The sequence below is a fragment of the Aeromonas sp. 604176 genome, assembly GCF_049170755.1.
Classification (GTDB): Bacteria; Pseudomonadota; Gammaproteobacteria; order Enterobacterales; family Aeromonadaceae; genus Aeromonas; species Aeromonas veronii_A.
In genome coordinates, this window is record NZ_JAAKNE010000046.1 from 1 (window position 1) to 14,959 (window position 14,959).

At 58.3% G+C, this 14,959-nt stretch carries 11 protein-coding genes; 6 read left to right on the forward strand and 5 right to left on the reverse strand.

Going from position 1 to position 14,959, the window contains the following annotated elements; translation table 11 throughout:
- From G5358_RS10290 to G5358_RS10315, 6 genes are all read left to right on the forward strand, one after another.
- Positions 1 to 918, forward strand: a 918-nt coding sequence (locus tag G5358_RS10290) for a cbb3-type cytochrome c oxidase subunit I (RefSeq protein ID WP_421324053.1), incomplete at its 5' end; no start/stop codon positions are given.
- A 107-nt stretch (positions 919 to 1,025) separates the two neighbouring features.
- Positions 1,026 to 1,640: a cytochrome o ubiquinol oxidase subunit III gene (locus G5358_RS10295; RefSeq protein ID WP_421208695.1), complete on the forward strand. Its 615-nt coding sequence runs from the start codon at positions 1,026 to 1,028 to the stop codon at positions 1,638 to 1,640.
- Positions 1,641 to 1,970 (forward strand): cytochrome o ubiquinol oxidase subunit IV, encoded by a 330-nt coding sequence (locus G5358_RS10300; protein WP_216953247.1) that lies wholly within the window; start codon positions 1,641 to 1,643, stop codon positions 1,968 to 1,970.
- An 11-nt stretch (positions 1,971 to 1,981) separates the two neighbouring features.
- On the forward strand, positions 1,982 to 2,878 hold the full coding sequence (gene cyoE / locus G5358_RS10305) for a heme o synthase (RefSeq protein WP_421254918.1): 897 nt from the start codon (positions 1,982 to 1,984) through the stop codon (positions 2,876 to 2,878).
- Positions 2,879 to 3,038: 160 nt separating this feature from the next.
- Complete coding sequence (locus G5358_RS10310; RefSeq protein ID WP_266135111.1) at positions 3,039 to 4,409, forward strand: MFS transporter; 1,371 nt, start codon at positions 3,039 to 3,041, stop codon at positions 4,407 to 4,409.
- Between the two features lie 60 nt (positions 4,410 to 4,469).
- Positions 4,470 to 4,844, forward strand: coding sequence for a DUF805 domain-containing protein (locus G5358_RS10315; RefSeq protein WP_019446635.1), 375 nt, complete (start codon positions 4,470 to 4,472; stop codon positions 4,842 to 4,844).
- A gap of 81 nt (positions 4,845 to 4,925) precedes the next feature.
- Here the strand turns inward: G5358_RS10315 and G5358_RS10320 are convergent, their stop codons facing one another.
- From G5358_RS10320 to G5358_RS10340, 5 genes are all read right to left on the reverse strand, one after another.
- A complete protein-coding gene (locus G5358_RS10320; RefSeq protein WP_421324054.1) occupies positions 4,926 to 6,029 on the reverse strand; it encodes an ElyC/SanA/YdcF family protein in 1,104 nt (367 codons plus the stop codon).
- 321 nt (positions 6,030 to 6,350) lie between these two features.
- The gene (locus G5358_RS10325; protein ID WP_421324055.1) at positions 6,351 to 7,103 is read right to left on the reverse strand and encodes a DNA/RNA non-specific endonuclease; all 753 of its coding nucleotides are present in this window, start codon (positions 7,101 to 7,103) and stop codon (positions 6,351 to 6,353) included.
- Between the two features lie 235 nt (positions 7,104 to 7,338).
- Positions 7,339 to 9,231, reverse strand: a complete 1,893-nt coding sequence (locus G5358_RS10330; RefSeq protein ID WP_270904970.1) for a PTS fructose transporter subunit EIIC — start codon at positions 9,229 to 9,231, stop codon at positions 7,339 to 7,341.
- Between the two features lie 442 nt (positions 9,232 to 9,673).
- Positions 9,674 to 12,112: a GH92 family glycosyl hydrolase gene (locus tag G5358_RS10335; RefSeq protein ID WP_337072789.1), complete on the reverse strand. Its 2,439-nt coding sequence runs from the start codon at positions 12,110 to 12,112 to the stop codon at positions 9,674 to 9,676.
- 305 nt (positions 12,113 to 12,417) lie between these two features.
- Positions 12,418 to 14,940, reverse strand: coding sequence for a GH92 family glycosyl hydrolase (locus tag G5358_RS10340; protein ID WP_266135105.1), 2,523 nt, complete (start codon positions 14,938 to 14,940; stop codon positions 12,418 to 12,420).
- Positions 14,941 to 14,959: the final 19 nt, after the last annotated feature.

The following is a 14,959-nucleotide window of genomic DNA, read 5'->3' on the forward strand; positions in this document are numbered from 1 at the left end:
ATCATCTCCATCCCGACCGGGGTGAAGATCTTCAACTGGTTGTTCACCATGTACCGTGGTCGCATCGAGTTCACCTCACCCATGCTGTGGACTGTCGGTTTCATCATCACCTTCACCATAGGTGGCATGACAGGGGTACTGCTCTCGGTGCCGGCGGCCAACTTCGTGTTGCACAACAGCCTGTTCCTCATCGCTCACTTCCATAACGTCATCATTGGTGCCGTGGTATTTGGCTGCTTTGCCGGTATCACCTACTGGTTCCCCAAGGCGTTCGGCTTCACCCTGAACGAAACCTGGGGCAAGCGTGCTTTCTGGTGCTGGATTATCGGCTTCTTTGTTGCCTTCATGCCGCTTTACGTACTGGGCTTCATGGGGATGACCCGCCGCATCAGCCAACAGCTGGATCCGGCCTTCCACCCCTGGCTGGTGGTAGCAGCATGTGGTGCCGGCCTGATTGCCCTTGGTGTCTTGTGCCAGGTGATCCAGCTGGTGGTCAGCATCCGTGACCGCGAGCAGAACCGTGATGTGAGTGGTGACCCCTGGGGTGGCCGGACGCTGGAGTGGGCGACTTCTTCACCGCCGCCCTTCTACAACTTCGCCATCGAGCCGAAGATCACCGGTCTGGATGCCTTCTGGGATGCCAAGCAAAACGGTTCAGCCTATCAGCAGCCCAAGCAGTATGCGCCGATCCACATGCCCAAGAACACCGGGGCAGGGGTGATCATCGCGGGCTTCAGCGCCATCTTTGGCTTTGCCATGATCTGGCATATCTGGTGGATGGCCATCCTTGCCTTTGCCGCCATGATTGGCAGTTGGATCATCCACAGCTTCAACGATGACGTGGACTACTACGTCCAGGTTGACGAGATCACGCGCATCGAAGATCAGCATTTTGCCAACATCAACAAGGGGGCTTAGTGCTATGACCACTGGCGTTTCATATCACATCCACGTTTACGGTGCCCGGAGGGTATGGGCACCCGAAGGTCAGCATTTTGCCAACATTAACAAGGGGGCGTGACGCTATGGCGACCGACGTTCTAAATCACACTCACGAGAGTGCCCATGATCATGGGCACCATGATGCCGGTGCCAACAAGGTGTTTGGTTTCTGGATCTACCTGATGAGTGACTGCATCCTGTTTGCATGTCTGTTTGCAACCTATGCGGTCCTGGTCAACGGCACTGCCGGCGGTCCGAGCGGCAAGGATATCTTCGAACTGCCGTTCGTATTTGCCGAAACCATGCTGCTGCTGTTGAGCTCCATCACCTTCGGTTTTGCCATGTTGGCGATGAACAAGAACCGGATGTCTACCGTCAATGGCTGGTTGCTGGTGACCTTTGTGCTGGGTGCCGGTTTTATCGCGATGGAGATCTACGAGTTCCATCACCTGATCGCAGAAGGTTACGGCCCGGATCGCAGCGCCTTCCTCTCCGCCTTCTTCACCCTGGTCGGTACCCACGGTATCCACGTCACCAGCGGCCTTATCTGGATCATCGTGATGATGGTGCTGGTGGCCAAGAAGGGGCTGACCGATCGCAACCGCTCCCGCCTGATGTGCCTGAGCCTGTTCTGGCACTTCCTCGACGTGGTGTGGATCTGCGTCTTTACCGTGGTCTATCTGATGGGGGCAATGTAAATGAGTCATTCCGTTGATAATCACGGCGCCAGCCACGGCAGCGCCAAGAGCTACCTGATCGGCTTCGTGCTGTCACTGATCCTGACTGCCGTACCGTTCTGGATGGTGATAGACGGCTCCGCCTCCCACACCACCGTGCTGGCCACCGTGGTTGGCATGGCGGTGGTGCAGATCTTTGTCCATCTGGTCTACTTCCTGCACATGAACACCTCGTCCGAGGAGCGCTGGAACCTGGTGGCACTGGTCTTTACCGTGCTCATCATTGCCATCGTGGTCGTGGGTTCCCTGTGGATCATGTACAACCTCAACATCAACATGATGGTCCACTGAGCAGGCTGGCAATGATGAAGCAATACCTGCAAGTGACCAAGCCGGGCATCATCTTCGGCAACCTCATCTCGGTGATCGGGGGATTTCTGCTGGCTTCAAAAGGAAGCCTGGACCTGCCCCTGTTCATGCTGACCATGGTGGGTGTTTCGCTGGTGGTGGCCTCCGGTTGCGTGTTCAACAACTACATCGACCGGGATATCGACTGCATCATGGAGCGCACTAAGAACCGTGCTCTGGTGAAGGGGCTGATCGCCCCCGGCGTATCGCTCTGGTACGCCACCGCGCTTGGCATGGCGGGCATTGCACTGCTCTATTGGGCGGCCAATCCGTTGGCTGCTCTGCTGGCGGTGCTGGGCTTCATTGTCTATGTGGGGGTCTACAGCCTCTACATGAAGCGTCACTCGGTCTACGGCACCCTGGTGGGCAGCCTCTCCGGCGCCGCGCCGCCGGTCATCGGCTACTGTGCGGTGAGCGGCCAGTTCGACTCGGGGGCCTTGATCCTGCTGGCGATCTTCAGCCTGTGGCAGATGCCGCACTCCTATGCGATCGCCATTTTCCGCTTCAAGGATTATCAGGCGGCCAACATTCCGGTGTTGCCGGTGGTGAAGGGAATTTCGGTGGCCAAGCACCACATTACCCTCTACATCCTGGCCTTTATGGTGCCGACCCTGATGCTGTTCCTCGGCGGTTACGCCGGCTACAAGTATCTGGTGGTGGCCACTGCGGTGAGTGTCTGGTGGCTGGGGATGGCGCTGTCGGGTTACAAACAGCTGGTTGATGATGTTCTCTGGGCGCGCAAGCTGTTTATGTTTTCCATCGTCACCATTACCTGTCTGAGTGTCATGATGTCGGTAGACTTCCAGCCAGAGGCCGAGCCTGTGGCGCTGGTGAGCATGTTGCTCCGATAGTGTGCGTTGCTTCCGATTGCATGAGATCCAGAGCCGGGAACCTCCCCGGCTCTGTTATTATGGGGCCGCCCATCGGGTACTTTTCCCCTCTGTCGGGTGTGGCATGGCGCGTGTCGGCCACCCCTTGAGTCTTCCTTTTCCCTGACCTATCGAGGCCATCATGAATGATTTCACCATGACGAGGGGCGAGCGCCGTGCCACCTGGGCGCTCGGCTCCGTCTTCTCGTTGCGCATGCTCGGCATGTTTATGGTGCTGCCGGTGCTGACCACCTACGGCATGTCGCTGGCGGGGGCCTCCGAGGCGCTCATCGGCCTGGCCATCGGCATCTACGGCATGACCCAGGCGCTGTTCCAGATCCCGTTCGGTCTGCTCTCCGACAAGGTGGGCCGCAAGCCCCTCATCGTCGGCGGCCTGCTGATGTTTGCCCTCGGCAGCGTGATCGCGGCGCTGACCCACTCCATCTGGGGCGTCATCGCCGGCCGCGCCCTGCAGGGCAGCGGCGCCATCTCGGCCGCCGTGATGGCGCTCTTGTCGGATCTCACCCGCGAGCAGAACCGCACCAAGGCGATGGCCTTCATCGGGGTGAGCTTTGGCATCACCTTCGCCATCGCCATGGTGACCGGCCCCCTCATCACTCATGCGCTGGGACTCTCCGGCCTGTTCTGGCTCATCGCCCTGCTGGCGCTGGGGGGCATTGCCGTCACCCTCTGGCTGGTGCCGACACCGACAACTCATCTGCTCAATCGCGAGTCCGGCATGGTCAGGGGCGGGATGCGCACTGTGCTGACCAATCCGCGCCTGCTCAAACTCAATCTCGGCATTTTGTGCGTGCATACCCTGTTGATGTCGAGCTTCGTGGCGTTGCCGCCGCTGCTGGAGCAAGCGGGTCTGCCTCGGGACAGCCAGTGGCAGGCTTATCTGGTCACCATGCTGATTGCCTTCGTCAGCGTTGTACCCTTCATCATCTATGCCGAGACGCGCAGAAAGATGAAGTTGGTGTTCCAGATCTGCGTGCTGGTGATGCTCAGCGCCGAAGTGGTGCTGTGGCAGGCTGGCCTGCAGCTGTGGGGCCTGCTCGCCGGCCTGCAGCTCTTCTTCATCGGCTTCAACGTGATGGAGGCGTTGCTGCCATCCCTGATCAGCAAGGAGTCGCCACCGGGTTACAAGGGTACGGCCATGGGGATCTACTCCACCAGCCAGTTTATCGGAGTGGCTATCGGTGGCAGCCTGGGGGGCCTGCTCTACAGTCTGGGTGGTGGCGCCCTGGTGTTTGGCGGCTGCTCTGCGCTGGCCCTTGTCTGGCTCGGGGTCAGCCTCACCATGCAGGAGCCCCCCTATGTGAGCAGTCTGCGCATCCTGTTACCGGAAGGGGTGGAGGCGAGCCCTGCACTGGAGCAGAAACTCCGAGCCTGCGACGGGGTGAACGATGTACTGCTGGCACGGAAGGAACGTTCGCTCTATGTGAAGGTGGACAGCAAGCGGGTCAGTCGCCAGGATCTGGAGCTGCTGGTGATCGACGCCGGACACTGATCGCGCTAAGCTCGGTTCGGATCTGCAACTACTTGTTTTTGAAAACAGTCTGGAGGCGCAATGAACTGGTATATCTCGGTCCTCAAGCAATATGCGGTATTCAGCGGGCGGGCCCGTCGCACCGAATACTGGATGTTCGTGCTGTGCAACGTCATCGTCATGCTGTTGCTCGGCATGGTGGACAAGCTGATTGGCGGCGACAAGGAGCTGATCAGCTCCATCTATTCGCTGGCGGTGCTGCTGCCATCGCTGGCGGTGGCGGCCCGTCGTCTGCACGATACCGACCGCAGCGCTTGGTGGCTGCTGCTCGGGCTTATCCCAATTATCGGCACCCTGGTGCTTATCTACTTTATGGTTTGCAACGGCCAGCAGGGGCCAAACCGCTTCGGTGATGATCCCAAAGCGGCCCCCTCGCAGGGCTTTATCGTCAGCTAACGGGCGCGGCTTGGCCAACCATCGGTCAATAAAAGAGAGGGAGGCATCGCGCCTCCCTCTCTTTTTCGTGTTGATGGCCGATCAACGCTCGATCAGCGGGGCGGAGCGGTAGCTCCACATGCCGTAGGTGCGCAGGGCGTCGCGGTAGATGCCGAGCAGCTCACTCTCGCTCGGGGTGGCCAGCTCCTCGAGGGGCTTGTCGGGGTAGCTGACGCTCGCCACCTTGATGTTGGCCGGGCCAATCTGGTCGCAGGCGATTTCCAGCACCGTCTGGCCGCGGCGTACATGGCTGGCGGAGCTTACCAGCACCGCATAGTCAATCTGGTGGCGGGCGAGGGCATAGGCGCTGTAGAGGGCGTTATCCACCGTGCTGGTGGCGTAGTTCTCTTCAATCAGGCGGCTGCGGTCGATGCCGTGGTTGGCCAGCCAGTCAGCCATCAGCTTGCCCTCGGTCTGGCGGTTCTGGGGCACGCCGCCGGTCAGGATGATCAGCGCTTCCGGGTCGGCTTTGGCCAGCTCAAGGGTGGTTTGCAGACGGCCCAGCAGGATCTTGTCCATGCTGCCGTCGGGATTGAGGGCGTAGCCCAGGGTGACGATGGCGCGTTTGCCCTCCCTGCTGGCCTTGACCTGATCCTCGGTCAGTTCGGTCTGCAGCGGGGCGGCGGTGATCCGCTGCACCCGGGCGATGATCTCCTCCAGATCGGCGGCGCGGCCACTGTTGCGATCCGCCACTTTCGCCAGATAGCTGCGGGAGGCATCCTTGTTGCCCTTCACCAGCTGCCAGATGGCGAGATAACTGTTGATGTCGAGATCATCGGGAGCGACGGCCTGCGCCTGCTCCAGCAAGGTGATGGCGCGGCTCAGGTTGCCGTTGTAGATCTGGGCGTTGACCGCCGAGATGAGCAGGTCGGTGCGGTAGGGTTCCAGCTGGTAGGCGGCCAACAGCCGCTCGGTCACCAGCTCCATATTGCTCGGCATCTTGGCGGTAAAACCGGCGTGGGAGATCTTGGCTGGCGACTTGTAGATCTGCAGCGCTTCGCCGAGCAACATGTCCACCGCCTGGCGTTTGCTGACCAGAGTATTGAGGTCGTGCTCCATTTGCATCGAGCTCTCGGCCGCTTGCAGGGCGAGGGGCGAGAGCGCCAGCAGGCCGCCGAGGGTGAGGGCAAGAAGGGTCTGTTTCATCAAAAGGTCCTCTGTCGGGCTGAATCGCGTCGTGGGCTCCGGTTTGCGGGCCGATGGGATAAGGCAAATGTGCGTCAATTCAGTCTGTTAGTGCCAAAGAGAGGGCAATATACCAGTTAACGGTGCGGCAAACTGTGAGTCGGGGCGGGTCGTCGGGTGATGCCACACCAGTGGCCGCAAAAGTGGCCGTAACGGGTCAGCTGCCATCTGAAAAGGACAGGGGGAGCGTGACTCCCCCTGCTGGGAGGGGTGCGGGCCCCTTCCTCTATCGCGATTCAAGAGAGATGGGGTGTCAATCCATCTGTTGGCGAGTGTTCGCGGTCAGTTCCACATCGGGGATATGCGGGCTTCCAGCGTCTCTTGCTGCTCTTCGGGCATATCGCTGAAGAAGTTGAGCCGGGTTTGCTCCTCCACCTCACGTACCGAGACCCGGTAGTCGGCGATCTGGCTGATGGGCACCTCTTCCTGCGGCATGATAAAGGCGATGGCCTGCAGTCTGGCCGGGTCCATCACGATCTTGTAGTAGGCGCTCGGGATCGCCACACCCTGACCGATGGACTCTTCAGAGCCGGTAAAGATGGGGCCGGTGATCACCTGCACATCCTTGCGGGAGACCGCCCACTTGTTCACCTTGTCCTCCAGCACGCGCCACGCTTTCTGGTTGAGCACCCCGATCTGCGGTGTCATGTTGCTCAGCAGGAAGCTCTCTTTCATGGTGTTCTTGTTCGATTTCATGTCCCCCGCCGGGGCCTGATGGCCACGGCCGTAGCCCGAGCCCTTGTAGTCGGAGAGGGTGGCGCGGTAGGCGACCGGGATCTCCCTGTCCTCGGCGAAGGCATCCTTGCGGGGCACTGTGCCCTGTGCGCTCTGGGCGGTCATTCGGTAGGAGACCCAGTCCGCCACCTTGTAGTCGTAGTTGTAGCCGACGGCATACCCTTCACGGCAGAGCTTCTGATCCGATTCGGAGGGGAGGCCAAAGCGCACGTGCTGGCCGCATTCCCAGTGGGCGGCCAGCAAGGGGGTGGCAGTGAGGGTGAGGGTAACAGCCAGAACCAATTTATTGATTTTTATCATTTTTGTGATGCTCCAGTTTAGTAGGCGGAGCCATTTGACATGAGATCTGACCAGCGCTTCAATTGCTGTTTTTTTACACGTCACCGTTCTGTGACGGCTCGCCAAGATCCGTGATGTGACTGGTTAATATGTTTTAAATCAGTGGCTTGGTCGGTGGGATGATGTGCGATTGCTCGGCAGGCAACGAAAAGGGGCCCGTGAAGGGCCCCTTGTGATAGGTGGAGTCTGACGGCTATCAGGCGGCGTTTTCCTTGTTGCCCAGCGTGCGGGCCAGCAGACCTTCCGGATTGTGAATCGCCTCCTTGGTCTTCACATCGATGACTTCGATATCGGTGAAGCGTTCACGGTATTTGATGGCCACATCGTGGGCGAAGATGACGTAGCGGGCGTTGGCGACATCCTTGGCGGTGATGCGGTTGATGATGCCGTTGGCGCCCTGGGTCTCGACCTTGATCTTGATCCCCTGCTTGGCGGCGGCTTTCTGCAGGCTCTTGGCGGCCAGGAAGGTGTGGGCCACGCCAGACGGGCAGGCAGTGATGGCCAGTACGTCTGCTTCCCCTTCCGCTTCAATGACTTCGAAGCTGGTTTGGGTGGTGGTTACATCATCTTCTTCGCTCACCGGCTTCTTCAGCAGGTTGACGATGATGGCGGTGGTCAGGGCGCCGAGGATGGTACCCAGGATGTAGCCCATCTTGCCTTCAACAACCGGCAGGACAATCCAGCCACCCCAGGGGGCGTGGTTGATGCTGTGCATCATGAAGCCGGTGATGTTGCCGACGATACCGCCTGCGACGATGGCTGGGATGACACGCATGGGGTCCGCGGCGGCAAACGGGATTGCACCTTCGCTGATACCGATCATGCCCATGATGGCGGCCGCTTTGCCGGATTCACGCTCCTCTTTCTTGTAACGCTTCGGAGACATCAGGGTAGCCAGTGCCATACCGAGCGGCGGCACACAGATGGCGATGCCGACGCCGCCCATCAGCCAGGGCTGGGTGTTGACCTGAGTCTGGGCAAACAGGGTAGCAACCTTGTTGACCGGGCCGCCCATATCGAAGGCGGTCATACCACCCAGAATGGCACCCAGCATCACTTTACCTGAGCCCGCCATGCTGGAGAGCCAGTGGTTCATCCCTTCCATCATGGCGGCGATCGGGGCACCGATCCCCCACATCACGATGCCGCACACCAGAAAGGTACCGATCAACGGATAGATGAAGATGGAACCGAGGGAGGTCATGGAGTCAGGCAGCTTGATCCGTTTGAGCTGATTGACCACGAAACCGGCGATAAAGCCCACCAGAATGGCGCCGAGGAAACCGGTTTGATAGTGCTGAACGGCAATCCAGGAGCCGATCATGCCCGGGGCCAGGCCCGGCTTGTCAGCCAGCGAGTAGGCGATATAGCCACCCAGCACGGCGGTAAACAGGGTCAGACCGGCGATCCCCATGGTTGCCATGTCTTTGAGGAAGCCCGCTTCCGGCACGGCGCCCTTGCCGCTCATCATCACCGACAGTGACAGCAGCACACCGCCCGCCACGATGAAAGGGATCATGTGGGAAGTACCAAACAGCAGGTGCTGCTTCATGGTATTGAGGCGATCCTTGAAGGTGCGCTCTTCGGGTTCAGCCGGTGCAGTGGCAGCCGGTTTGGCGGCTGGGGCCGGTTTTTGCACTTTCGGGCCTTGCTTGAGCAGGGTCAGCGCTTGCTCGACGGTGGTGGCGGCTTTCATCTGCTCGATAAAGCCCGGTTCCAGCAGACGGGTGGAGAGCTCGGCCAGCACTTCGATGTGGTGGTTGGCGCCGCCATCCGGGGAGGCGATCATGAAGATCAGTTGAGTTGGCTTGCCATCTTCGGCGCCGTACTCGATACCCTGACGGCTGACACCGATGGCAATGGCCGGACGACTGACCGCCTTGCTCTTGGCATGGGGCAGGGCGACACCCTGCTCGAAGCCGGTGCAGTCCAGCTGCTCGCGGGCCCAGATATCCTTGACGAATTGCTGTTGATCAGACACGGCGCCATCGCGCGCCAGCATCTGTGCCATCTCGTCGAACAGAGCCTCCTTGCTGGTGGCCTTCAACTCCAGGCAGATGAGTCTGCCGTTGGTCATGGTGGGTAACATCTCACTCTCCTTCCCTGTAAGGGCTAAGTCATGCGTTGCGAATTGGGCTCATTATTGCCCTCAAGGGTAGGGTTGGACAGGCGATGAATGTAGCAATAACTGGATTTTTGTTGCATGGTTTTGCTGGTGTGATCCAGCTCGCAAAGTGTTGACCTTTAACTCAATAGCGGTTTTTGTTTAATTAATGGCAGGATGTGACAGCGGTCAAGGTATGACAGAAAAACCCTTGTAATGGGATTTACAGCCATTTTTTGCGGTTTATTGCCCGATTTAAGGCATGTTTGAGAAAAACGGCTTAATGGCTGAACCTGGGCTTCCCACTGGAAAATAAAATGGCCCAGCGCTGATTGGATTTTATCAATCCATCTGGCGTGGGCCGTCGGGTATCACAAAGTGACATTTTCGGATTGCGTGCTGAATGTCACCTCAATGCTATCGATCGTTACTTTTGTGGCGGGGTATCGCCCATCACGAAGTGGAGGTTGCCCCCCGGTATAAACTCCTTGTGCTCGAAGAAGAGACCATCCTTGAGCGGTTTGCCATTGATGGTGACCGACTGGACATAGCGGTTCTTGGCGCTGTTGTTATCGGCGATGATGGTGAAGGTTCCCCCCTTGACCGGGATGGTCGCTTTGGCAAATAGCGGGCGGCCAATGGTGTAGACGGGATCTGCCGCATTCACCTGATAGAAGCCAAGTGCTGACATCACATACCAGGCAGACATGGAGCCCACATCCTCGTTGCCTATGATGCCTGCCGGGGTGTTCGAGTACATGGTGTCGAGGATGTAGTCGACCGTCTCCTGAGTTTTCCAAGGTTCCGATGTCCAGTTGTAGAGGTAGGGGATATGGTGGGAGGGTTCATTCCCGAAGGCCACCTGACCCATCATCCCGGTCATGTCAGCGGTCTCCGACCCCTGACTCTCGGCGGCAAAGGTGGCGTCCAGATTCTGCTTGAAGGCCTCTTCTCCGCCCATCGCGGTTTTCAGCCCCTTGATGTCATGGGGCACAAACCAGGTCCACTGCCAGGCGTTGCCCTCGGTATAGTTACCGGTCTCATGTTCGGTGCCATAGGGATCAAACGGCGTCATGAAGGCGCCATCGATCATCACCGGACGCATGAAACCGGTCACCCCGTACTGGGCGTATTCGGCCGCATTGTGGTCGAAGTAGCGCTGATAGCCGTTAGAACGGGCCAGATAGCGCGCTTCGGCCGCCGGGTTGCCGGCCGCCTTGGCGATCCGGGCGATGGCCCAGTCATAGAAGGCGTTCTCCAGACCGTAGGAGACCGACTCGAGGGTGTAGTCAGCGAAGACGGGCTGACCGTCGATCCGCTGCACTGCCGGGGCGAAGCCGTTTTTCTCGATGTAATCGATGTGGTTGGTCAGGGTCTTGTCCAGCACCGCCTTGTCCCACTCGGTCGCCAGCATGGGGTAGTTGGTATAGGTGGAGGAGTCGATGGCGGCCGTGAGCGCCAGATTTTTCTCCTGCGCAGTGAAGGCATCGGGGTATTTGGTGATGGCGTCGGCAATCACCACCACCGCCGGATAGCCCACCATGGTGCCTGTCTCATCCCCCAGATGCTCCCACTTGGGCAGCAGGCCGCTCTCCAGATACTTCTGGAGCAGGTTCTTGGCATACTGCACGGCGCGGGTGGGTTCGGTGATGGTTTTGAGCGGGTGCAGCGCTCGCTGGGTGTCCCACAGTGAGTAGACCGAGAAGTTGGGCTGATCTTCGCTTGCCTGGCCATAGTGGATGGAGTAGCTGCCTTCCCCCTTGGCCTGCGCCCCTTTGCCCATGCCGCGGTAGTTGCCATCCACATCCTGATGGACGATGGGGGCGATCTTGGTGTGGTAGAGGGCGGTGTAGAAGATCTCGTTTTGCTCCTTGCTGCCCCCCTCGATGGTGAAATTGAGGGCGTTGGCCCACTTCTCGCGGGCGTTGGCGCGGGCCTCGTCAAACGAAACATCCCCTTCGGCCTGGTAGTTGTTCCATGCGCCGGTGGCATCGACCGCCGATAGGGCAACTTTGGCGTTCAGTTGGGCTGAGCCGCCCTCTTCAAATTCGACGTAAGCGGTGACATCCGCTTTGGATTTGGCCTTGTGCTCGGCGCTCAAGCCCTCTACCGGCACACCACCAGCGAGGATGTAGACCCCTTTGATCTTCTTGTCGAAGGTCGCATGGAAGAAGATCTTCTGGTTTTTCGCCCAGCCGGAGAAGTGAGTCGCATCTCGCTCGCCGGTGATGGTGTAGCCATCTTCGCTGACGGTGAGTTTGTTGCGCAGCGAACTCGATCCCCAGTCGCTGTTGAGGATCGAGTTCAAATCGATCTTCAGCCGTTGGGGTTGCCCCTGCGGATAGGTGTAGCGGTGAAAGCCCACCCGCTCGGAGGCGGTCAGCTCGGCCTTGATGCCATTCTCGGCGATGCGCACCGCATAGTAGCCAGGCTCGGCCTGCTCGGATTTTTTGTCCATTTTGACCGAGATGGCTTTGCGGTAATCATCGCTTTGCTCGATGTATTTGGATTTATCTTCGGTAAAGGGCAGGAACAGAATATCCCCCAGCCCCCCCATGCCGGTGCCTGAGAGGTGGGTGTGGGAAAATCCGAACAGGGTATCTTTGTCAAAGTGATAGCCGGAGGAGGAGTGCCAGCCGATCAACTCGGTATCCGGCGAGAGTTGCACCATGCCCTCCGGTACCACAGGGCCGGGAAAGGTGTGACCGTTAAAGCCAGTGCCAACGAATGGGTTCACATATTGCAACACATTGGTTGGCGTTGGCTTTTGATCGTCGTTATTGTCGCTGCTGTTATCTGAATCGCAGCCGGATAACATGGCTACCGTGCTGGTCAGGGCAATGGCCAGAATATTTTTCTTGAACATATTGAGCGGCTCCATCGGGTAGAGGGTAAGCAGTCATGATCTATTTTTATGAGACCGGAGCGATCCCTGAGCAATATTGGTGCTCGATGGCATTGATCCCGGCGAGCACTATTATTCCCATGCCATCTGTTTCATCGACAGAGTAAAAAAGTGTCATTCACTAGACTTTTGTGGCAAGGCGCGCTGTTTGTGATCCGGGTATCATGTAATTGCGTGCGGTATATTTTTGAACATTTTTGTTAGTGAACAAAAAAGAGGCCCAAAGGAAGCTTTGGGCCTGAACATATATTGATAGTGCATGATGGTTATTTATTATCTGAGCGGATCGGTTTTTGCGCCGTCATGATAAATTTCAGTTCACCACCGGCACGAATATCGCTGTGATTGAACGTCAGGTTTTCCCCCAATGGTTTGCCATTGATGGTGACCGATTCCACATAGATATTTTGGGTGCCATTGTTTTCGGCGATCACGGTGAATTTTCCGCCATCGATATCCATGATCACCTTGTCAAACAGTGGCCGACCTATGGTGTAGACCGGGAGCCCCGGCGTGACCTGATAGAAGCCCAGCGCACTCATGATGTACCAGGCGGACATTTGCCCCACATCCTCATTGCCAATCAGCCCTGTGGTGGTCGGGTGGAAGAAGCTGCGCACCGCCTGATCCACATACTCCTGGGTTTTCCACGGCTCCTTGGTCCAGTTATAGAGGTAGGGAACATGGTGATCCGGTTCGTTCCCCATCACGAACTGCCCGATATAGCCGGTCATATCCCCTTGCGAGGTATCAGCGTTGGAGTTGGCGGTGAAGAGGGCATCCAGATTCTTCCGGAATCCCTCCTCGCCCCCCATCACCTCTTTGAGCCCCTCGATATCGTGGGGAACAAACCAGCTCCACTGCCAGGTGTTGCCTTCGGTAAAGTCCTGCCCCCTGTGCTCGGCCCGATAGGGCCAGAAGATGTCATAACGGCTGCTGTCGTTGGTGTCACAGTTTTGTGGTGGTGTAACGGGATTGCCGTTTTTATCGATGGCGCAGGAGGGGTAATTGTTGACCCAGCTGCCATCGTAATTTTTGGGGCGCATAAAGCCGGTCGCGCCATATTTGCCATATTGCGCCGGGTTGTAGTCAAAATAGGCGCGCCAGGTAGTCGCCCGGGCCAGATAGCGGTTCTCGGCGGATTTGTCGCCAGCCAGTCGGGCCAGCTGGGCGATGCACCAGTCATAGTAGGCATTCTCGACACCGTACGAGACGGACTCGTTGACCAGTTCATCGTACTTGTCCTGCGCCATGCCGCCCTCTTCCGGCTTGAGTTTGACGTTGGCGGGGACATAGCCGTGCTGCTCGGCATACTGGCCGTGACGGGTCATCACGGTGAAGCGCTTGTCGCCGTTCCAGGGATCCTGATAGGGCACCCAGCTTTTGGTCAGCGCGAGGTCAAAGTTGGCGGAGACATTGGCCGCCTGCAGCGCCAGCTTTATCTCTTCCTGTGTGAATGCATCCGGGTATTTGACGATGACGTCGGCGATGATGGAGACCGCTGGGTAGCCGACCATCTCGCCGGTATAGTCGGAGTGCAGCTCCCATTTGGGCATGATGCCGCCGGTTTTATATTTGTTGAGCAGATCGTGCACATAGTCGATGGATCGCTCTTTTTCGATGATGGTCTTCAATGGGTGAGCGGCGCGGAAGGTGTCCCACATGGAGTAGACCGAATAGTTGGTAAAGCCCGGCTTGGCCTGATGCACCTTGCCATCCATTCCGCGATATTGACCATCCACATCCTGATAGACGAAGGGGGCGATGTAGGTGCGATAGAGCGAGGTATAAAACATCGTCTTGTCGGCATCGCTGCCACCCTCCAGGGTGAACTTATTGAGCACTTTCGCCCATGCCTGCTTGTTCTCCTGCACCACCTGATCGAAGCGGTAGTCATGTTCATCGGCGCGCAGGTTGGCCATGGCCCCCTCAATGCCGGTGCCCGAGATGGCCATCTTCATGGTGATGGGCCGTTCCCCTTTGGCAAAGTTGAGCTGGGTCACCACATCCCGTACCCGGGGTCTGGTTTCGCCATACCCGATGTAATCGGCCAACCCCACCTCGGTGTCGTTGCTCAATTTGCCATCGACATAGAGGATCTGATCCACAAACGGCTCGGAAAACTCGGCGTAGAAAAAGACCGTCTGCCACTGCCCCCACTCGTTGCTGGTTCTGGCTCCGGCAATGGCGTTGTCGCTCACCCGCTTGAAGTAAATATTGCGGGAGTGGTTGCCATACTGCTCCAGCAGCTCGTGCTGCAGATCAAGCTGGACTTTGCGATCTTCACCCGCCGGATAGCTGTAACGGTGGAAGGCGACCCGCTGGGTGGCAGTGAGTTCGGCCTTGATGCCGGTCTCCACCAGATCCGCTTTGTAATAGCCTACTTCCGACTGTTCGCTCGTCTTGTTGATGGTGACCGGGTCGGTATTGCTGCCGATGAAGGGCAAGAAGGCGAAATCATTGAGATCCCCCTTGCCTGCCCCCGAGATATGGGTGCTGCTGAAGCCGGAAAGCTTGGCCAGATGGTGGTGATAGTCGGAAGGGGATCCCTTGCCATTCCAGTTGGCCGGATTCCAGTTGTCCGGGCCCGGCTGGATCATCCCTTCCGGCATGACGGGGGCCGGATTGACATTGCCCAGCCCATCGGTGCCGATCAGCGGATCGACATATTGCAGCACCTGCAGGGCATTATCGGGGCGGCCATTGTCAGTAGTCTCATCATTTGTGTTGCAGCCATAGAGGCCAAGCAGGGCTGTCACCATGATGGCCAGCTTGTGGGGTTTGAACATTGTTGTTCCTCAAATTCCG